Genomic DNA, 19797 nt, shown 5'->3' on the forward strand with positions numbered 1-19797 from the left:
ATAACAGGTATCAATGGAATGAACTTAATTCAAACAAAAACACACACTCAGGTTGCTGGTTCTATTCAAAACGCTGATTGCGTTGTGATGGTACCCCCTAAAGAATTTCGCTTTAATGTTCAAACTGCGCAAGATAATGAATTCCAAAATAACGTGCAATATAGTGACGAACTTGTTCAACAAAAAGCGATGAAAGAGTTTCGTTCGATGGTTTGTACGCTTCGACGCGAAGGGATTGATGTTATTGAATTTGATTATCCACTGGCTGATCAGCAAACTCCAGATGCGGTTTTTCCTAATAATTGGTTTAGCACTACCGCGTCAGGAGAGGTGGTTTTTTTCCCTATGGCGTGTCCTAATCGTCGATTAGAAGTACGGCCGCAAGCCTTGCTAGATACGCTTAGCCATTCTGGTCGCGAGGTTGTATCAAATTCCTCACTGGTTTCCTTCGCAGAGCAGAACGCTTTTTTGGAGAGCACCGGTGTTATGGTGAAGGATCATATTAACCAAACTATATATGCTGCGTTATCTCAGCGTTGTGACCGAGAAGTTCTTGAAGAGTACGCTCGACAAATTGGTTATGAACGGGTTATTTCCTTTCAAACAATGCTTCCCTCTGGAGCGCCAATTTACCACACCAACGTTATGATGGCGGTAGGAGAGTCCTTTTGTGTTATTTGTGACCAGATTATCCCGGAATTTGAGCGTCGTTTTGTGGTTAAGTCTCTGGCAAAAAGTAAGCAAGTTATTTCGATTTCGTTGCAGCAAATGAATCACTTCTGTGGAAATATCCTACAATTGAAAAATAGCCGTGGTGAAAAACTGATTGCGATGTCTCAATCTGCTTATGATGCTTTTACCGTGACCCAACGAAATCAGCTTGCTACCCACGGAAAATTAGTCGCACTGGATGTGTCAACCATTGAAAGCATTGGTGGTGGTAGTGTTCGTTGCATGTTAGCTGAAGTGTTTTTAACTAAGAAATGATACTGAGTGGCTGGTTATATAAAAAGGATAGGCTTTTCAACTGCCTATCCTTACTAAGTACAATGCAAGGCTAATGCGCAATACTAAAACTTAAAGCACCGACACAATATCTTCTAGTGGTAAACGCGCTTTTGGAAGGCCGTGGTTATAATCTTCTCCGTCTTTGTGATAACCCATTGCTAATGCTACTTCACATACATGCCCATCTAACTCTTCGTTGAAAAGTTCACCAATTAACTCTGCGTCAACCCCTTCCATCGGAGTTGATGCAATGCCTAATCGAGCGAGTACATGCAAAATATTACCCAAGGCTAAATAAACTTGAGATTTGGTCCAGTGGCCATTGAATCCATTTTCGTCGGTATTGCCTTCCGCAAAAGCGTACGCCCCCATAAATGTTTCGTACATGTCAGCGGGTAAGTGACCAGAACTCACTTCTACATCTACTCTTTTGCTAAATTTTTCTTTAGTAAATTTAGGATCATAAGCAAATAAAATAGTGTGAGACGCCTCTTTTGCATGCGGTTGGTTAAATTGATATTTATTGGCAAAACTGTCGTGAAAACGTTGTTTAGCGCTATCGCTTTCAACCACAATAAATTTCCAAGGTTGAGAGTTAATAGATGATGCTGAAAGACGTAATGCTTGCAAAATTATTTGCATGTCTTGTTCAGAAATACGTTTAGATGGGTCGTATTTTTTGGCGGTATAGCGACTGTTAAGATCCGTGATAATTTGATGAGACACGTTTTACCTCTCTGACAATTGATAAGTTATAGGTTTATATTTCTAGTGTTAAAAGAGAAACCAGAATATTTAGCGCCATTATATTTATAATTAAAACAATATAAACAACTTAAATATAGAATCAGTTTCAATATAAAATTGATAATAATAGGTGGTTTATCTGTTGTTATCTATTGTAAATGAGTTAAGGGATCAAGTTATTTAAAGCAGAAGTGAGAACTCGGAAATCACATTGCTGTGTTTTCCGAGTTGAGTATTATTTCAATTTGGTCCGATGTGGTTAATCTGACTTAGCGCTCGAATGAAGTATTGCCAAAGAGGTAGGGGCCATTAACACTTCTTTAGTGGCTTTGGATCGAATTACGCTATCTTGGCTAGTATCACATATCGTATACCAGTTTTGCTGATAGTTATTTGGTAGTACGAAGCGTGCAGGTGCAGAAGCTTGATTAATTAGATAAATTAACTCGTCCCCATTTGTTCCAATACCAAGGTGTAAAGCGACAGAGCTCTGTGAATTCCAATCCTCGTGTTCCATATGTTCGCCATCGGCTCTGCGCCAACCAACTCGATTATCGTTGCGTTGTTCACCGCTAAAAGCTTGGATGAAAGGCACCATATATTGCTGACGAGCGGCTAACATATCGCTCATCCAACGTTTGAACCTGTTTTTTTGCGAATTTAAACCCCAGTTTATCCAACTTAAATGGTTATCTTGGCAATAGGCATTGTTATTGCCTTTTTGTGTATGGGACATAACATCGGCTGTCATGATGTGAGGAATACCAAAGGCAAACAACAAACTTGCAATGAAGTTGCGTTTTTGTTTTTCACGGACCGCTTTGATCATCATGTTATCGGTTGAGCCTTCTACACCGTAGTTGTCTGAACGATTATCGCCGTGCCCATCATGATTATGCTCGCCGTTTGCTTCATTATGCTTGTGACGATAAGACACCAGATCTTGTAAAGTGAAGCCATCATGATAAGTAATATAGTTAATCGTCAGTTTTTGCGGCCAACGACTTGCACTGTATAAATCCCTAGAACCCATTATTCTGGTCGCGAACTCTTTTAGGTATCCAGGTTCACCTTTCCAAAAGCTTCTGGTTATATCTCTAAATTTGTCGTTACATTCGTTCCAACCATCAGGAAAACCACCTACTTGGTAACCATTTGGGCCGATATCCCATGGTTCAGCAATGAGTTTGATTTCTCTAAGAATAGGATCTTGTGCTACGGCCTTAAAAAACGGCGAGTGATAATTAAAGTCATCACCATTTCGTCCTAGTGTTGCGGCGAGATCGAAGCGAAAACCATCAACGTGAAATTCTTCAACCCAGTATCTCATTGAATCCATGACTAGATTCAACATTGGCTGATGCATTAAATCGGTCGTGTTTCCACAACCAGTAAAATTAGCGTAGTGAGGGCCATGTTTTATATAGTTACTAGGATCGAGAGCTTTTAAGTTAAATGTTAACCCTCCTTCTCCTCCTTCTGCTGTATGGTTATAGACCACATCTAAAATGACTTCTATGCCATTGCGATGCAGTTCTCTAATGGCAGTTTTAAGTTCTATTACTGCATCATTTTTTGCATATCGAGGATCTGGGACCATAAATAGGTAAGGGTTGTAACCCCAATAATTTACTTTGCCCATATCGAGAAGGTGTTCTTCATGCATACAGGCGGCCACAGGTAGCAGTTGAAGAGTGGTAATATTCTGTTCTTTATAGAATTTCAGCATTTGTGGGCTAGATAAGCCTAAATATTTACCTTGTTTGGTTTCTTCTATTTCTTGGTTTAGCTTAGAAACCCCTTTTACATGAGTTTCAAATAAAACGGTTTCTTCCCTTGCGATACGAGGTGGCTCAATACCTTGCCAATCAAAGAGGGTATCAATGACAACGCACTTGCTCATTTGCCAACTTTTTTTATTGGTGTATGGAGTGGCGTAATGCAATGGTTTTTCTAACGCTTTTGCATAGGGATCGGATAAAAGTAGTTTGTCACCTTCGTCGGTAGCTATGGTATAGCCGTACTTTTGCCCTGCTTTAATTTCTGCAATATAAGTATACTTTATTCCCGCGTATTCATTACTTAACGGAAACTCTTCATAACCATCATCTTCGCCATTAAATAGCACCAGTGATATATCAGGACAGTTAGGTGCGTAAATAGAAAAATTGCATCCTTTGTTGTCTAATGTGGCCCCTAAAGGGTAGGGACGTGAGCGATTATCTGTCATTTTATTTGATTCTTAGAATAGTTGGCTGGTTACACATATCGATGCGAATTTTAGTTTAAAGTAAAAGGGTTATTTACTAACCACTAATACTGTCAGTATCTCAATGGTAATTCTATTTATTTCTCAATTATTATTAATAGCATATTTATATTGAAACATGATGATATTAACACTTTGTACATCAATTTAATCTAAATGTAGCGACTTTACTGCTAAATTTAGCTATTTATTGTACAAAATCCGTTTTGCAAAACCTCACTATCCACTTTGAAAAATGCACTGTCTTGAGTGTTTTCGTGGCAACCATCACTTTGTTTACAGTGTAAATTCGCAGTCAAGTTTTTACTCTTTGGTATAGATAATGCAGCTTAATGGTTTATAGTATGGTCTACATTTTATTTGCTCTGTTGAAGACATTGTGTTTGTGTTGCTATGAGCATTATTGACCAATAACAGCTGTGTACTAAAAGGCTGCACGTTTATCTTATGAATTTTATAACCATTGCCATTGGCACGACTGGCCTATCATTACTCGTTATCTTTGGTTGGATGCTGTCGTTATCTGCTAAAAAAAAGAGACTTGCTGAAGAAAAATCAGAGCGTGATCGCGCGTATAAAAGAGCGATTGAGAGACAGAAAAATGAAGAGAAAAAAGAGCGTCAATTCAAGGCTGAGACTGGACATATTCCCACTCAACTTTTTTTAGCCAAAGAAGCGGAATTGCGACACCCTCGAGAAGCACTGTATTGGTATGAACAAGCTGCGCTTCAAGGCAACGAAATGGGCATGTTTGGTGTCGTTAGAGTTTGTGCGCGTGCCAAAGAAGATGTGGTGCTCAATGAAAAATCTAAATTTTGGCAAATTGCGATTGAAGCTCATAACGGTAACAAATTAGCTAAATTTGAAATGGGTAAAGCGCTTTTGGCAGGCAAAGGTATTGAACAAAATATTGATAAGGGTATTACTGCTATCGAAGAGGTGGCTCATGATGATTATATCGATGCACAGGTTTACATGGGCGATTGGTATATAGCCGAGTCTAACATGCAACCTAACCCTCAGTTATCTGCCGAATGGCACTTTAAGGCCGCTCAACAGAATAGTATCGAAGGTCAACTCAAACTAGGGCAGCATTACCGAGACGGTATTGGTGTTGATAAAAACCTGCTCAGGGCAACGTATTGGTTTGAACGTGCGGCTGAACAAGCGGATCCTAAGGCTCAATTTTTTGCTGGTGATATTTGGATTGGTAGAGGTTCTAAAGGTAATGCAATAGCCTATATTTGGTTATTTCTATCGGCTTATTTTGGTTATGAGCCGGCGAAAGGAAGACGAGATGACGTCGGTAATATTTTAGGTGTCGATGCTGTTGTTGCTCTTCAGGGAATGGCGAAGCCGTTGTTAAAAAAATTTTCCAGCGGTGCGATTGAAAAGCACTCAATGATTAAGGCGCTAAACAAACTGTACAAAAGAGATGGGTATTTTCCTGAAGTGGATGGAAATGAGTTTATGGTTTACGACCCTAAAAGCGATGATAAATTAGAAGAAAACGATGAAGAACAGAGTCGTGACCAATTATTGGATTATTCACTATCGCCAATGGATAAAACTAATGGCCAATCTGGCTCGAATATCGAATACAAAAAGTAGCATAAAAAATAATACTGAGAATAAAAAATCCAGCAATTTTAGCTGGATTTTTTTATGTGGTTTGTCTTAGCGAATAAGTTGCGTATCAATGAATAAAGATAGTAACAATCACGCTTGTTTAGATTGACAAACCGCAGCAGTAAAGACCACGTCAGTTGAACTATTTAGTGCCGTTTCAGCTGAATCTTGAATAACACCAATAATAAATCCTACTCCTACCACTTGCATGGCCACGTCATTAGAAATTCCAAACAAACTGCATGCTAATGGAATTAAAAGTAAAGAGCCGCCAGCAACACCTGATGCACCACAAGCCGATATAGAAGCAACTAGGCTAAGTAGCAATGCTGTTGGTAAATCGATATCTATTCCCATAGTGTGAACAGCGGCTAGTGTTAATACCGTGATAGTGATCGCCGCTCCGGCCATGTTAATGGTTGCACCGAGTGGAATAGATACAGAGTAAGTATCTTCATCTAGGTCAAGTTTTTCACATAAGGTCATATTTACTGGGATATTCGCTGCACTTGAACGAGTAAAGAAGGCCGTAACACCACTTTCACGTAAACATCTAAACACAAGTGGATATGGATTTTGTTTTGTTTTGACCCAAACAATGACCGGATTGACTACAAGTGCAATTATGACCATTGAGCTTAGTAGTACCACCAGTAGTTGAGCGTAGCCTGCTAGTGCTTCAAATCCCGTTGTTGCGAACGTACTTGCAACAAGACCAAATATACCAAATGGTGCTAAACGAATGATAAAGCGAACAATTTGAGATACACCATGACTAAGGTCTTGGAATACTGTTTTGGTTGTTTCTGATGCGTGGTGTAGAGCAAGACCGAGGCCAATAGCCCATACTAAAATACCGATATAGTTGGCTTCTTTAATTGCGTTGACTGGGTTGTCTACCAGTTTAAATAATAGAGTATGAAGTACTTCACCAATGCCTTGCGGTGGCGTAGTACCTTCTGCTCCAGCCACTAAAGTTAAAGTGGTTGGAAAGGCGAAACTGAGCAATACCGCAGTCAGTGCCGCGGTAAATGTCCCTATCAAGTAAAGAGTGATGATAGGGCGCATTTGTGTTTGTTGACCTTTTTTCTGATTAGCAATAGAAGCCGCGACTAAAATGAACACAAGAATAGGAGCAACTGCTTTTAAGGCACCAACGAATAGACTGCCTATTAACCCAGCATCTTTGGCACTTTCAGGCGAAATAGTGGCAAGCATTATACCGAATACAATGCCTACGACTATCTGTAGAACAAGGTTACCGCTGGTAAATTTAGCGGTGAGTGAGTTGTTGTTTTGCATGGAATTACCTAATTATTATTTAGAGTTGTATTATATCTATCCTCTAACACTGGCTTGCTAGGAGAACGACCTGCATATTTTATGTAATGTAGAGTATCTGTCTATAATTAAGTCAATAAATAACCATTTAATAATTATATTTGTGATAAGTTAGATGTTTGTATTGATAAGTTGTTAAGCAATGGTTAGCAAAATGATAAGAGTCAGCAGTGATGAGTATCATGGCTGAACATATTTAGATGAGAGGTTGAAAATACATTAATTAAGATAATGTGTAAGGGAAAGTAAAGTAACAGTGAATAACAGAGAAGATTTGTAGCGAATAACAGAGAAAAATACGATGAGTCTCTTTCTCTGTTTTAATGCATTGTTCGTTATTAATGGTGCGACATTTTATGAGACTTCATTCCTTGCATCACTTTTTGGATTTGTGCCTCAAACGTTAATGCTTCCCCATTTGCAAAGTTTACGGTCACGTCTATTTTTTTTCCTTCAGTGAATTTTTGTTGAAGATCAAACAACATTATATGAAGACCACCAGGTTTCAATTCTGTCTGCGCCATCGGTTCTATTGTAATTGTATCTACTTGGCGCATTTTCATAACATCGCCTTGCATAACATGCGTATGTAATTCAACTTTTCCTGCAGCAGGAGTAGAAGCAGACACGATCTTTCTTTGCTGATCACTGTTGTTTTCTAAGGTTAAAAAAACCGCACTGGTTGGCGCATTTGGTGGCGTTGCTCTGGCGTAAGGGTGTTGTACTACTAGATCAGAAGCAAACACTGACGATGCCGAAAAAAGAGTGAAAGCAGAGACGAGTAATATCAAGATACGATTCATTTAAAATTCCTTTTGCGAGGTATAATAGTTTTTATATTGAGTTGGTTTTGAGTATGTCTTCTATCGCAGTGACAATAGGAGTTGGCTCAAGTGTGTGTGGTACTTTAGTAATTAATGTTCCGTCTGGTTTTAGAAAGTAAAAATATGAACTGTGGTCTACAACATACTCGATGGCAGAGTCTTCTAATTTAGTTTTTTGGAAAATAACCCCATAATGATCGGCTAATGGCTTTGTTATTTCTAATGATGCAGAAAATCCTTCAATAGTGGGATGAAAATACTGAGCGTATTGATGTGCAGCATTCGCTTCATCTCTTTGTGGATCGATAGATATAAACATTGGCCGTAATTGAGCCAGTTGTTCGGCTGTTATAGTATTTAGTGCAGCAGACAACATGGCGAGTGACGTAGGACACACATCGGGACATCGAGTATAGCCAAAGTAGATCACTCTAATTCTATTGTCATCAGGGTTAAAAATATGAGTAGGTGTATCATCCATACCATTTAACACCGGGTCTTTAATGATCTGTTGGGTTGCTAGGGCCTGTTGTTGTTGGGCAACATCATTTTGCATATCCATAAAGACTTTCACACTGTAGCCAAGTACAAAGGCAATCACTATCGCCAAGGACCAATTTTTGCTCATCTTGCCATCCTTATTGCCGTATAAACTTCTTTTTGGCCATCGGTTAATGTACCAACCCATGTCATTTTATTTTCAGTACATACTGGCAGCATAATATCGGCTGAAAATTTTCCATTAGGTTGTTTAGTTAATTGATATTTGGCGATACCCATATCCATTTGTGCTCCCTGTAGAGAGAGTAATAGAGTATTACTTGATGTATTTTCCCAAATGACTTCAATAGTATTTGGTACCAGAGGTTTAGCGATATCCTGCTCTAATATCATGCTAACTTCATTTTGTACGCAACTTTTACTTGATAACATACAGTACTGGGTGATATCAAAAGGTTCAGTTTCATTTTTGAGTAATTTTATAACGTCAGGAGCGTAAAACCCGACTGTTATTGCTAAAACTAGAAAGATTATAGGAGGTAATTTCATTGGGCTAAATAACGTTATCAACAAGTTAACAGTTTAACATGTGCTTATAAAAATAGGATAACTTGTTTTAGTTACTTGTGATCTTTCTCTTTGATGAGTGTTAGCAGGGCATCAACACGTATAACAACCTTGGGTTATATTTACTTGTTTTTGGGTATAATTGATGATTTTTTTTGATTGTCTAAGAGGAAAGCGTTAGCCGCAATCTAATCCGTCCTCGGCAACTAAACAATGTCGGCCATTTTTTTTAGCAAGATAGAGTCGTTTATCTGCCGTCTGCAATATGCTATCCACGTCATCAGAGCCATCATTGTTTGTTGTTGCGCTTCCTATACTGATTGTCAGCCTACCATGGCTACTCGTAGGGTGAGGAAGGTTTAAGTTTTCAACAAGACTTAGCAGACGTCGCGCGATAACCTTAGCGCTTTGATTATCGGTTTCATTCAATATAATCACCATCTCTTCGCCACCATAACGGTAAAGATTATCAGTTTCACGCAGTGCACTTTCTATCACATTGGCAATACTCTTCAGAGCGGTATCTCCTTCAATATGTCCATAGGTATCGTTATATTGTTTGAAGTAATCGATATCACACATTAGCAATGAAAAAGGGGGATTGGATGTCGCATGGTTTTGGATCAACTTATCAAGATCGGTATTTAAAGCTCTACGGTTCCATATCCCTGTTAACTCATCTCTCATTGCGTGCCGCCTCCACTGAGCGGTTTCTTTACGGTTGTTGGACATTTGTCTGGTCTGGTTAACATGTAATACACCAAAGCCAATAGCCGCCGTGATCATCAGAAAACTACCCCAAAAAAGAGTGTTGTGGTAAAAATCTATATTATTAAGTAAGTTATTGGCAACTTCTGAACGATGATGTTCTTGACCTGTTTGAATGGTCTCGGTGCACTTAAGCGCAGGTAATAGCTCAGAGTTAAAATGGGTCAGGTTGAAAGTTTGTTGGGATTCCAGCTGAGTGACTAATTGGTCGATTTGGGTTAATGCTGAAGACGTACAGGAGTATCGACGCTTATAAAGTTCTATATTGAGTAAACCATAGGCTAAATTTAACTTATGCACTATATCTTTATTATTTACTTTAACTGATTGAGTTTTGGTAGCAATTTCAAGGCTATCAATCATATATTGCCTCGATCGAGCGGCCAATGGTTGGGCGGTTAAGCTGCCGGTACTATCAAAATAGCGCTGAACTTGAGGATAAAGAAAGCTGAGCTCTAAAATAGCGATAACAAACAGCATGCCAAAGCAAAATAAACTAAGCCATAGCCATCCGGTTTTATGTAATTTACTTTTTAATGTGCTGCTTTGCTTCATTCTATCACTTCTATACGCACTAACATCCAAACCCAATCATTGAAATTACGTAAATTTTCTGGGTCTTTATTTCCATCATTACGTTCTATCAATCTAAGAGGGCCTTGTTGTCTAATTGTTAGTGGTTTGTCATCTTCATGAGTGACAACTATCCAGTTACCTTTTCGCCAATTGTTAAAGGTTATTTCATAGCCGTCAGCCGCGATCAGTTTGACGGTTTTGGGCATTTTAGAAAGGTGCTGCAGTAATATTTCGTCCAGTAATATTCCTCTCATTTTTACTTCTCGGCCACGAAATGGGGCAAAAATAGTAAATTCAGTCTTCGCTTGTTGTCGTAAATCTTCTATTGCTATTTCGGTATTGTGACCACCCTCTACAAGTTGCAATGTATCGTCTGTAGCATAGCTTGGCCAACTAACGAACAATAATAGAGAGAGTAAATAATATAATGACTTCATCGTATTAATAGCAGTAGAAAATCTACTGTTCCTTTTATAACCAAATTGTTACTTTAGTATACAAAAATAAATAGTCTACAAAAAAAGCAGCCAAGTATGGTTTTTTTATATGTAAGGTTACTCAAAAATGTTGAAGAGGTTAATGCTAGAAATAAGTGCAATAAACTAGCCAAGGATGAGTTAGTTAAAGTAGTATTGACGATTGACCTATTTATACGATAAATATTAATATCCAAAACATATGAATTTATTTAGGTTTTTGAGTAGTCAGTAAGTTAAATGACACTTATTTTGCTTGATGGGAATTGGTTAGCGTTCTCATTGACTAATGATAGCAGCACATTTTAAATTTTGGAGAGTCAATAAATGGCAAAGGAAGATACGCCTGTGGATTTACCTAGTAACTTAAAACCACAAAGTGACACTACATCTCAATTGATTGTCGTCGGCGTGGGCGCCAGTGCCGGAGGTCTCGAAGCACTGCAAGAGTTCTTATCCAATATGCCAACAGATAATGGAATGGCAATTATTGTTGCTCAACATTTATCGCCATCTTATCGAAGTATGATGGCTGAACTGCTTGAAAAAGATTCAACAATACCCGTCGTTACCGCAGTTGATAATACCAAATTAGTCGCTAACATGGTGTACGTTTGTCCACCAAATTTTAATATTGAAATTAGTTCGGGTGACCGAATTCGTCTGATCAGTTATCCGGAAGTTCGTCATACACCAAGGCCTTCTGTTGATATGTTGTTTGAATCCATTGCTCAACATAAAGGCGAAAACGCCATTGGTGTCGTATTATCCGGTACAGGAACTGATGGTAGCCGCGGTATTCGTGCCATCAAAGGTGAAAATGGTTTTGGAGTGGTGCAAGATCCAAACGATGCAAAATATGATGGTATGCCTAACTCTGCCATTAATTCAGGCAATGTCGACCTTATTTTACAAGCCACCGAAATTGGCCATGAGCTGAAAAATATCATTTATTTTCCACGTAACTATGGAATTGATAATGATGGCACTATGCCAAGAGAAACCTACCACGGCATCATTCAGTTATTGAAGTTACATTGTAAAGTCGATTTTTCCCTTTATAAAGAAAATACAATATTAAGGCGAATAGAACGAAGAATGACGTCGTTAAAAATTCGTCAATCTGCCATCTATCTAGACCATTTGAAAAACCACAATGAAGAGGTGGTCTATTTATTTAATGATATGCTCATTGGCGTTACTTCATTTTTTCGTGATACACGAGCGTTCGACAATTTACAGCGTGAATTAAGTCATTATATTCAACATAAAACTAATAAAGAATTAAGAATTTGGTGTACTGCCTGCTCTACAGGAGAAGAGGCTTATACCATTGCTATTATTCTGAGTGAAATTCTGGGTGATAAAATTGATCAGTATAAAATACAGATTTTTGCCACAGATATTGATAGTCATGCGATTTCATTCGCCAGAAACGCTATTTACCCTGAATCGGCTTTAGCCAATATTCCATGAACGATTAAGCATAAATATTTTATGGTTAATGGTGAGCAATTTGAAATAATCAAGTCGATAAAATCTCACGTTATTTTCTCAGTGCATGATATTAATAATGATCCACCATTCTTACGCCTGGATCTTATTACCTGCCGTAATTTAATGATCTATTTTACGGTAGAACTGCAACGTCAACTATTGCCTATGTTCCATTATGCGTTAAATCCTAAAGGATTATTAATGTTGGGGCAGTCAGAATCTATTGGTGTTTTTCAAGAACAGTATCGTTCATTATCTAAGACTGGAAAAATATATGAAGCGCTGTATGTAGGCAAACAATTACCACCAGAAAGGAAAAACCATAAATCGAGTACGGGTTTGCATAAAGCTGTAGATATGCCAATTTTAATACCAGATCAACCTAAACGAAATAAACTTGATACTGAATTAGTTGAAATAATCACTGAAAATTTACGTGAGTATGTATTGCCCAATGCGATATTACTCAATGAAAATCAAGATATTATATTTACCCAAGGAAGTAATTCATTATTAATTAGGCCTACTGGGTTACCTTCAAACAATATATTTAAAAACTTACATCCTCAATTGTCGATTGACTTGAGAAGCGCTTTTCATCATATCCAAACAGGAAAGAAAATCGCCGATACTGGTTTCCAGTCATTTCAATTAAACGGCAAAAATGTTTGGATTAAATTGATTATATTGGCTATTGAGCGTGATGGTCCGTTGGGCGATTTGACGCTTATTTTTTCTCAAATCGAACAACCAGAAAATATACCCTTATTAAATAATTTAAATAATAAAGATAACAGCCAGGCTATCGCCTTAGAACAGCAGCGTTTATTAGTCAAAACCAAAGAGCAATTGCAAAATGTCATAGAGGAATTAGAAACCTCTAATGAAGAGATGCAATCGATGAATGAAGAGCTGCAAAGTTCTAACGAAGAACTCCAAAGTTCCAATGAAGAATTGGAAACGACCAACGAAGAACTGCAATCAACCAATGAAGAGCTACAGACCGCTTATGCCGAGCTGCGCATGGCTTACGAAGAACGTGAACATCAACGCAATGAATTGGAGCGATTAAAAATTGAGTTGCAACAATCTACACGGTTACTTAATGACGCGGAAGTTGCAGGTAAGATGGGGTCGTGGTTGTGGGATATCTCCACTCGTAAATTGGTTTGGAGTAATGGTTGCTACCATATTTTCGATTTAGATAAAGATGTATTCCATCCTTCTTACGAGGCATTTATTGGTTTAGCGTCAGGTGATTATCGAAGTAAATTAGAAGAGCAATTAACGAATTTATTACATAATAACGCTAAACAACCTTTTATATTTGAAGCACAAGATGTAAATAAAAATATTGTGATTATATCACTGGAAGCGGTTGTTTCGTTTAATGATTTAAAACAAGCGACACGAGTGATGGGAACAATGAAAGACATCACCGAGCAAGTATTGAAAGAACGCGAACAAGCGGGCTACAAAGAGAAAATCACCTACATTTTGAATAGCAGTCTTAACGCTGCATTTGTGCTTGATTTACACCAGCTACAAATTGGTTACGCTAATGCAGAGTTTCGTAATTTGCTTCAATACGACCAAAAATCGATCAATGCAGTCCGAAATGAGCATTTTTATGGCTTATTTGCTAATGATGATAAGGACACGATAGTCTCGATTATTGACCAAGTATCAGATGCTACGCCAGGACAGACCTTTCCGGCGAGTTATAAAATGAAGACAAATGACAGTAATGAATTAATTGAGGTTTATGCAAATCATACTGTTTATGAAATTGATGATATAACGGGCATGCCGAGTAAGATGCTTGTTACATTATTTGCCGCTAAGTGATTATAAAAATGCTGAGTAAATGGCTCTATGAATAAATTCAGATAGAAATGAATTTTGGTTTGAAACAAATTTTGGTTAGGATATGAATAAAGCAGTACAGCAATTAAACAGTATTCATAATGGCAGCAATATCTATGATGGCTTAGGTATACCTTGTATTACAACTAATGCGAGCTTACAAATTTTGTCATATAATTCTGCGGCTTTTCAAAAGTTGAGCCGTTCAATAACCAAATCAGAGCATAATGGAACTTCTCCTTTATTAACTGCCTCGATTAAATCAAACCTCAATGAATTTTTGCAATGGTTTAAAAATGAAGATAGCAGCTACCATGAAGTTGTGCTTAACTGCAATGGTATCGCTCGTCAATTTATTGCCAATTGTCATGCACAAACCATCACTAGTTTATATGAAGAAATTGAAATTACAGACGTAAATTATAATTTCTGCTTTTTCCCTACCGATAGCTATTATTCATTAAACAAAGATTTTAATTTGTATAAAATGGTGTTTAAGCATTCTATCCAAGCTATTTATATTAGCGATATAGAGAATAATATTTTGTCGGTAAACCCCAGTTTTATTAATATTTTTGGTGTTGACCAAATTAATATTATTGGCACAAATGACAGCATAATTTACGATGCTGAATCTTTTTCCGAACACCAAACGATGTTAAAGCTGATCCAAGAAGAACGTGATGATGTCGCGACTCGTTTGCGTTGTATAAAATATAACGAAAATCATTCTGCAACCTATTTATATTGCAATGTCAGCATTATGAATATTCGTGATCCTTATTCAGGTAAAGCTCAGTATTTACATATTCTTGAAAATGTAACCCAACAAGTCGCGATTGAGCAGTCATTAGAAAAAGCGGCATTTGTTGACAGCCTAACAGGGCTAGATAACAGAGCCAGTTTCAACCGTCATTTTTCGGAGATGTTTAGTGATGCTCAACGAGTGGGCGAAAAGGTTGTTCTGTTTTATATTGATCTTGATCGCTTTAAATATCTAAATGATGAACTGGGGCATGAATACGGCGATTTACTGTTAAAACACGTTGCAGAGAGGCTAAGACATTGTTTTAAACAGTGTGATGTCGTTGCTCGGATTGGCGGTGATGAGTTTGTTGTAATGCTCCAGTCCGATCAGAGTATTGAAAGTCTTCAGCGTATTGCCGTTAGAGCGATTAAAGATTTGTCTAAACCCTACATTTTAGATAAAACTCATTACACATGTACGTGCAGTGTAGGGGTGGCTCTCTATCCTGACGATGCGTTAACTCAAGATCAATTGCTTATCGCTGCTGATAGTGCAATGTATGATGCAAAGAGAAATGGACGTAATAACTACGCATTTTTTAACCCTTCAGAGCAAAAATCACAAAGCAATAAACAACAGGTCATTAAAGAAATGCAATTGGCCTTAAGTGAGAGACAAATACTGCCTTATTATCAACCCATTCATGACATGAACACAGGTGAGGTTGTATCCTTTGAAGCGTTAGCGCGCTATGTTGATAACAACGGTGTTGTACATTCTCCCGCTTATTTTTTGCCCAGTATAGAAGAGGACGTTCTGTTAATAGAGCTAGGCATTTCATTGTTGAATGATGTGATTATTCAATTGAATATTTTAGCCAATTTTGACATTTACATTCCAATTTCGGTGAATTTGTCGTCCTATCAGTTGCGTTCTGAAGCAATGATAAAAAAATTCGAAATGGTAGCGAGTAAACACAAAAAGCTCATACCTTTGATTAAGATTGAAGTGACTGAAACATTGATTTTTGAGAATAATCAAAATGTCATTGTTAATATTGAACGACTAAGTGATTGTGGTTTTAGCTTAATGCTTGATGATTTTGGTACCGGTTATTCTTCAATTTATTCCTTAAAGAAATTTAAGTTTGATACGGTCAAAATTGATAAAATTTTTATTGATGACATCAATTCTGAAAATAAACAAGACCAAAACCTACTGAATACCATTATTGCGATGATACAAAACCTCAATATTGAGGTTATTTGCGAAGGAGTGGAAACCGACGCTCAAAAGCAATATTTAATCGATAGGGATTGCCGTTATGCGCAAGGCTATTATTATGCTCAAGCGATGCCGCGTACTAAAATACTTGATTACTTGGCAAGGTAGTTATATAAAATACATTGATATGCATATCAATGACTAGGTGTAAATATGAGTAAAAAAAAACCAGTACACGTGTTAATTATTGATGATGAACGTTCATCAATTGATGTGATGTCTAGCATGTTAGAATCGACTTTACATGTGCATGTTGCCACCAATGCAGATGAAGGGTTTGCAATGTTAAAGCAATATAAAATCGACATTATCCTACTTGATATTGATTTACCTGAGGTCTCTGGGTTTGATGTGTGTAGGAAAATAAAAGCACAGCCGAATTACGCTGATATTCCGGTTATTTTTATCTCTGGATATAATGATCTCGTTTTTGAAATTCAAGCCTATGAAGCGGGTGGAGTCGATTATTTAACCAAACCAATCAGTCCTGTTAGAATGCTCATCAGGATGAGTGTCTTTTTGAACACCAGATTAGCAATACCATCTAGCCAGATGATCAAGTCGTAAAAATTAGCGTGATTTTTAATCAAAACGTTATCCACAAAAGTTATTTCCATAAAACCGATATCTTTAATACACCTTAATTTATAAAAGCGCCCTGTAGACGAGTGTTGTCAATCAATAGTCCATTAAACTAGATGACGGCGCTATTTTTATCTCAAGTGTATTTTATGATTAACAAAAGGAACCCTCAATGACCCAACAAATTAACCGTCGTGTTGTACTTGCTTCTCGTCCAATTGGTGCCCCGACTGAGAACGATTTTCGCCTTGAGAATACCGCTGTTCCATCCATTGGTGACAACGAGGTGTTACTGCGCAGTGTCTATCTTTCACTTGATCCATATATGCGTGGACGCATGAGTGCAGCTAAGTCATATGCCGATCCAATTGAACTTGATGATGTAATCGTTGGCGCGACAGTTTGTCAGGTTGAACAATCAAATCATAGAAATTTTCCAGTTGGTGAGTGGGTACTTGCTTACACTGGATGGCAAGATTACGCTGTTTCAAATGGTGAAGGTTTGATTAAATTAGGTCAAAATTCAACTCACCCATCGTTTGCTCTGGGTATTATGGGCATGCCGGGTTTTACTGCTTATATGGGGCTACTCGATATTGGTCAGCCTAAAGCAGGCGAAACGTTAGTTGTGGCCGCGGCAACGGGAGCGGTAGGAGCAACAGTTGGTCAAATTGGTAAGCTAAAAGGCTGTCGTGTTATTGGTGTGGCCGGAGGTGAAGAAAAGTGTCGTTATGCGACTGAAGTGCTGGGTTTTGATGCTTGTATTGACCATAAATCGGATGATTTTGCAGAGCAACTTGCTTCTGCGTGTGAGCAAGGTATCGATGTTTATTTTGAAAACGTAGGCGGTAAAGTATTTGATGCCGTATTGCCACTCCTTAATACTGCTGCCCGAGTGCCGTTATGTGGTCTAATTTCTCAATATAATGCGATTGAGATGCCACAAGGACCAGATAGAATGTCCGCTTTAATGGGAACTCTATTAGTTAAGCGTATTAAAATGCAGGGTTTTATTATCTTTGATGATTACGCTCCTCGCTACAATGAGTTTTCTCAACAGATGAGCGAATGGTTAGCTGAAGGAAAAATTCAATATCGTGAACACTTAGTCGACGGTTTAGAACAAGCTCCAGAGTCTTTTATTGGCTTATTAGAAGGCAAAAACTTTGGCAAGCTTGTGATCCAAGTTAACCAACCGAAATAGATATTAATGATGATCTAGGTACTAAAAGCCTAGATCAAGACTAGCACTGTTGGCCTTCTGCGTTTAGTTGAGGGCAACGTGCCACCAAAGGACATATTATGATTACTTTACATCACCTGAATAAATCGCGCTCTAAACGTATTATCTGGCTTCTTGAAGAGTTGGGTTTAGAGTATCAAATAAAACCTTATCTTCGTGATAGTGTGACTTTTTTAGCGCCACCTGAGTTAAAAAATATTCATCCATTAGGAAAATCACCTGTTATTGAAGATGAAGGGTTAGTGGTTACTGAGTCAGGCGCGATAACTGAATATCTTATTGATAAATATGGCGATGGACGATTGGCTCCAAAACGTGGCACGCGTGAATATACCGAGTATTCCCAGTGGCTGCATTTTGCAGAAAGCTCAGCAATGTTACCGTTATTGTTGAAACTTTTTGTGACCAAAGATGGGTGTAAAACCAACTTTTTAGCCGATTATGCCGACGAAGAAACCATGAAAGTATTGAGCTATTTTGATAGCTGTTTATCGGATAAAACGTATCTGGTTGGAGAAACACTATCGGGTGCAGATATCATGATGTCATTCATTGTAGAGAACTTGGTAAATAACGGTACCATCGTTCATTTTGCCAACCTTGAACGATATGCTAAGCAACTTGCAACGCATCCAGCATGTAATAAAGCAGACCAAGTTGAAACACAATACTCATAATCGTAAGGCAGCAACTGCAACTATTCATGCTATATTCACTTTCCAAGCACAATAACTGAAAGTGACGTTATTTTAATATGAGTGACCAGATATGTTTATAGGCAACAATAATAGCATCATTACCCCTTGTATCGGCCAATGCCAATTAGATGAAAATGATATTTGTAAAGGTTGTTACCGTTCATCAGCAGAAATTACTGACTGGGTAAACAAATCTGAAGATGAAAAAATTAGCATCGTGATTCGATGTAAAAAACAGATTGCTGATAAAACATAGAATGGTTGTAAACCTAGCTGCACTTCAGTGGTTAGGTTTATCGCCACTATTTACGGCTAAAGACCTATCTTAGATTATAGCTCGAGTCCTAACATTGATGCGGCTTCTTCTGTCGACACATATTGCTCCAAAATAGCTTGCAAACGACCATCCAAACGAATGGCTTCAATAACTCGAAGCCAGTTAGCGATTTGTGCACTAGAAAATTGGTGTTTACCCAACATAAGTGATATTGCTACTGGGTTTTCCGGCGATACGTCGGCTATTCTTATTGGGAATGGTTCTTCTCCTGGCGCGAAAAAAACGCGATAAATTTGAGGAAGACTTAAGGTGGCGTCAACTTCTTGATTTAAGAAAGCTTGAATAGTTTTACCATAATCTGGATAGAGCCGCACCATTCCAAGCGATCCCATTTCCGCTAAATGATAATTAAAATAGGTACCGTAGCCACTTCCTGAAGCGCGAGCAATACTCGCGCCTTCAATGGTTTTTAATTGATCCAAATGAGAGATAGGGGGCAATGTATTACCATTCTCTAACAATAAAAATCGAATTTCATAATAGGGAATAAACCAAGCAAATGCTTCTCTATGAGGCTCACGAGTTACACTCGGAACAAGGTCAATTTCACCTTGTTCCATTAAATTGAATGCATTCTCTCGTGCAATCGGAATAAGGTTGAATTTGCAATCGGTTATTTCGCTTAGCAGTGAAAATAGATCGGCATCAACTCCTTGTCCGTTATGATACATAACGCCAGTGTCGGTTATGCCGACAGAAATAGTACTTTCATTGCAACCATATGAGTCAGGGTTGTCTGCATAACTTTTTGATACTATTGTAAAAAATAGAACAAAAATTAGAATAATTGACCGCAACGGAGTATCTCCAGATTTGATAAGCAAAAATTATTGTAA

The 19797-nt window shown here is 38.0% G+C and carries 16 protein-coding genes and 1 pseudogene; 8 read left to right on the forward strand and 9 right to left on the reverse strand.

All coding sequences use genetic code 11. From position 1 onward, the window contains the following. Positions 1–18: 18 nt before the first annotated feature. Complete coding sequence (ctlX, locus tag ACLKML_RS04880; protein WP_413283726.1) at positions 19–987, forward strand: citrulline utilization hydrolase CtlX; 969 nt, start codon at positions 19–21, stop codon at positions 985–987. Positions 988–1077: 90 nt separating this feature from the next. Here ctlX and ACLKML_RS04885 read toward each other — a convergent pair whose 3' ends face one another. Next, on the reverse strand, positions 1078–1734 hold the full coding sequence (locus tag ACLKML_RS04885) for an NAD(P)H-dependent oxidoreductase (RefSeq protein WP_413282602.1): 657 nt from the start codon (positions 1732–1734) through the stop codon (positions 1078–1080). A gap of 280 nt (positions 1735–2014) precedes the next feature. After that, on the reverse strand, positions 2015–3985 hold the full coding sequence (gene glgX / locus ACLKML_RS04890; protein WP_413282603.1) for a glycogen debranching protein GlgX: 1971 nt from the start codon (positions 3983–3985) through the stop codon (positions 2015–2017). A 486-nt stretch (positions 3986–4471) separates the two neighbouring features. Between glgX and ACLKML_RS04895 the strand changes: the two genes are divergently transcribed. Further along, positions 4472–5635: a tetratricopeptide repeat protein gene (locus ACLKML_RS04895; protein ID WP_413282604.1), complete on the forward strand. Its 1164-nt coding sequence runs from the start codon at positions 4472–4474 to the stop codon at positions 5633–5635. Between the two features lie 108 nt (positions 5636–5743). Here ACLKML_RS04895 and sstT read toward each other — a convergent pair whose 3' ends face one another. From sstT to ACLKML_RS04925, 6 genes are all read right to left on the reverse strand, one after another. Then, on the reverse strand, positions 5744–6955 hold the full coding sequence (sstT, locus tag ACLKML_RS04900; RefSeq protein ID WP_413282605.1) for a serine/threonine transporter SstT: 1212 nt from the start codon (positions 6953–6955) through the stop codon (positions 5744–5746). Between the two features lie 377 nt (positions 6956–7332). Then, entirely contained in the window at positions 7333–7797 is a 465-nt protein-coding gene (locus ACLKML_RS04905) for a copper chaperone PCu(A)C (RefSeq protein ID WP_413282606.1), read from the reverse strand. A gap of 31 nt (positions 7798–7828) precedes the next feature. Then, positions 7829–8446 carry an SCO family protein gene (locus ACLKML_RS04910; RefSeq protein WP_413282607.1) on the reverse strand — a complete coding sequence of 206 codons (618 nt, stop codon included), beginning with the start codon at positions 8444–8446 and terminating at the stop codon, positions 7829–7831. Beyond that, the gene (locus ACLKML_RS04915; protein WP_413282608.1) at positions 8443–8712 is read right to left on the reverse strand and encodes a hypothetical protein; all 270 of its coding nucleotides are present in this window, start codon (positions 8710–8712) and stop codon (positions 8443–8445) included. Before ACLKML_RS04915 ends, ACLKML_RS04910 begins: the two co-directional genes overlap by 4 nt. Before the next feature lie 351 nt (positions 8713–9063). Beyond that, complete coding sequence (locus tag ACLKML_RS04920; RefSeq protein WP_413282609.1) at positions 9064–10209, reverse strand: GGDEF domain-containing protein; 1146 nt, start codon at positions 10207–10209, stop codon at positions 9064–9066. After that, on the reverse strand, positions 10206–10667 hold the full coding sequence (locus ACLKML_RS04925) for a hypothetical protein (protein ID WP_413282610.1): 462 nt from the start codon (positions 10665–10667) through the stop codon (positions 10206–10208). The genes ACLKML_RS04920 and ACLKML_RS04925 overlap by 4 nt, the downstream gene beginning before the upstream one ends. Positions 10668–11033: 366 nt before the next feature. On the opposite strand from ACLKML_RS04925, the pseudogene ACLKML_RS04930 reads away from it, so the two are divergent. The 6 genes and pseudogenes from ACLKML_RS04930 (at position 11034) to ACLKML_RS04955 (ending at position 18880) form a co-directional block, all read left to right on the forward strand. Beyond that, positions 11034–14051: pseudogene (locus ACLKML_RS04930) on the forward strand (chemotaxis protein CheB). 82 nt (positions 14052–14133) lie between these two features. Further along, entirely contained in the window at positions 14134–16209 is a 2076-nt protein-coding gene (locus tag ACLKML_RS04935; RefSeq protein ID WP_413282611.1) for an EAL domain-containing protein, read from the forward strand. A 45-nt stretch (positions 16210–16254) separates the two neighbouring features. Further along, positions 16255–16668 (forward strand): two-component system response regulator, encoded by a 414-nt coding sequence (locus ACLKML_RS04940; RefSeq protein WP_413282612.1) that lies wholly within the window; start codon positions 16255–16257, stop codon positions 16666–16668. A 187-nt stretch (positions 16669–16855) separates the two neighbouring features. Then, positions 16856–17887 (forward strand): NADP-dependent oxidoreductase, encoded by a 1032-nt coding sequence (locus ACLKML_RS04945; protein ID WP_413282613.1) that lies wholly within the window; start codon positions 16856–16858, stop codon positions 17885–17887. Between the two features lie 98 nt (positions 17888–17985). Beyond that, positions 17986–18603 (forward strand): glutathione S-transferase family protein, encoded by a 618-nt coding sequence (locus ACLKML_RS04950; RefSeq protein WP_413282614.1) that lies wholly within the window; start codon positions 17986–17988, stop codon positions 18601–18603. 91 nt (positions 18604–18694) lie between these two features. Further along, positions 18695–18880 carry a DUF1289 domain-containing protein gene (locus ACLKML_RS04955; protein ID WP_413282615.1) on the forward strand — a complete coding sequence of 62 codons (186 nt, stop codon included), beginning with the start codon at positions 18695–18697 and terminating at the stop codon, positions 18878–18880. Between the two features lie 74 nt (positions 18881–18954). On the opposite strand, the gene ACLKML_RS04960 is transcribed toward ACLKML_RS04955, so the two are convergent. Then, a complete protein-coding gene (locus ACLKML_RS04960; RefSeq protein WP_413282616.1) occupies positions 18955–19758 on the reverse strand; it encodes a substrate-binding periplasmic protein in 804 nt (267 codons plus the stop codon). Between the last annotated feature and the right edge of the window lie 39 nt (positions 19759–19797).

It is taken from the genome of Vibrio sp. MA40-2 (genome assembly GCF_047302445.1).
Lineage (GTDB): Bacteria > Pseudomonadota > Gammaproteobacteria > Enterobacterales > Vibrionaceae > Vibrio.

Excerpts from the sequence above, each read along its gene's own strand:
- ctlX (WP_413283726.1), top strand. The coding sequence starts at position 19 with ATGAACTTAATTCAAACAAAAACACACACTCAGGTTGCTGGTTCTATT.
- glgX (WP_413282603.1), bottom strand. The coding sequence starts at position 3,985 with ATGACAGATAATCGCTCACGTCCCTACCCTTTAGGGGCCACATTAGAC.
- ACLKML_RS04895 (WP_413282604.1), top strand. The coding sequence starts at position 4,472 with ATGAATTTTATAACCATTGCCATTGGCACGACTGGCCTATCATTACTC.
- sstT (WP_413282605.1), bottom strand. The coding sequence starts at position 6,955 with ATGCAAAACAACAACTCACTCACCGCTAAATTTACCAGCGGTAACCTT.
- ACLKML_RS04905 (WP_413282606.1), bottom strand. The coding sequence starts at position 7,797 with ATGAATCGTATCTTGATATTACTCGTCTCTGCTTTCACTCTTTTTTCG.
- ACLKML_RS04910 (WP_413282607.1), bottom strand. The coding sequence starts at position 8,446 with ATGAGCAAAAATTGGTCCTTGGCGATAGTGATTGCCTTTGTACTTGGC.
- ACLKML_RS04915 (WP_413282608.1), bottom strand. The coding sequence starts at position 8,712 with ATGATATTAGAGCAGGATATCGCTAAACCTCTGGTACCAAATACTATT.
- ACLKML_RS04920 (WP_413282609.1), bottom strand. The coding sequence starts at position 10,209 with ATGAAGCAAAGCAGCACATTAAAAAGTAAATTACATAAAACCGGATGG.
- ACLKML_RS04925 (WP_413282610.1), bottom strand. The coding sequence starts at position 10,667 with ATGAAGTCATTATATTATTTACTCTCTCTATTATTGTTCGTTAGTTGG.
- ACLKML_RS04935 (WP_413282611.1), top strand. The coding sequence starts at position 14,134 with ATGAATAAAGCAGTACAGCAATTAAACAGTATTCATAATGGCAGCAAT.
- ACLKML_RS04940 (WP_413282612.1), top strand. The coding sequence starts at position 16,255 with ATGAGTAAAAAAAAACCAGTACACGTGTTAATTATTGATGATGAACGT.
- ACLKML_RS04945 (WP_413282613.1), top strand. The coding sequence starts at position 16,856 with ATGACCCAACAAATTAACCGTCGTGTTGTACTTGCTTCTCGTCCAATT.
- ACLKML_RS04950 (WP_413282614.1), top strand. The coding sequence starts at position 17,986 with ATGATTACTTTACATCACCTGAATAAATCGCGCTCTAAACGTATTATC.
- ACLKML_RS04955 (WP_413282615.1), top strand. The coding sequence starts at position 18,695 with ATGTTTATAGGCAACAATAATAGCATCATTACCCCTTGTATCGGCCAA.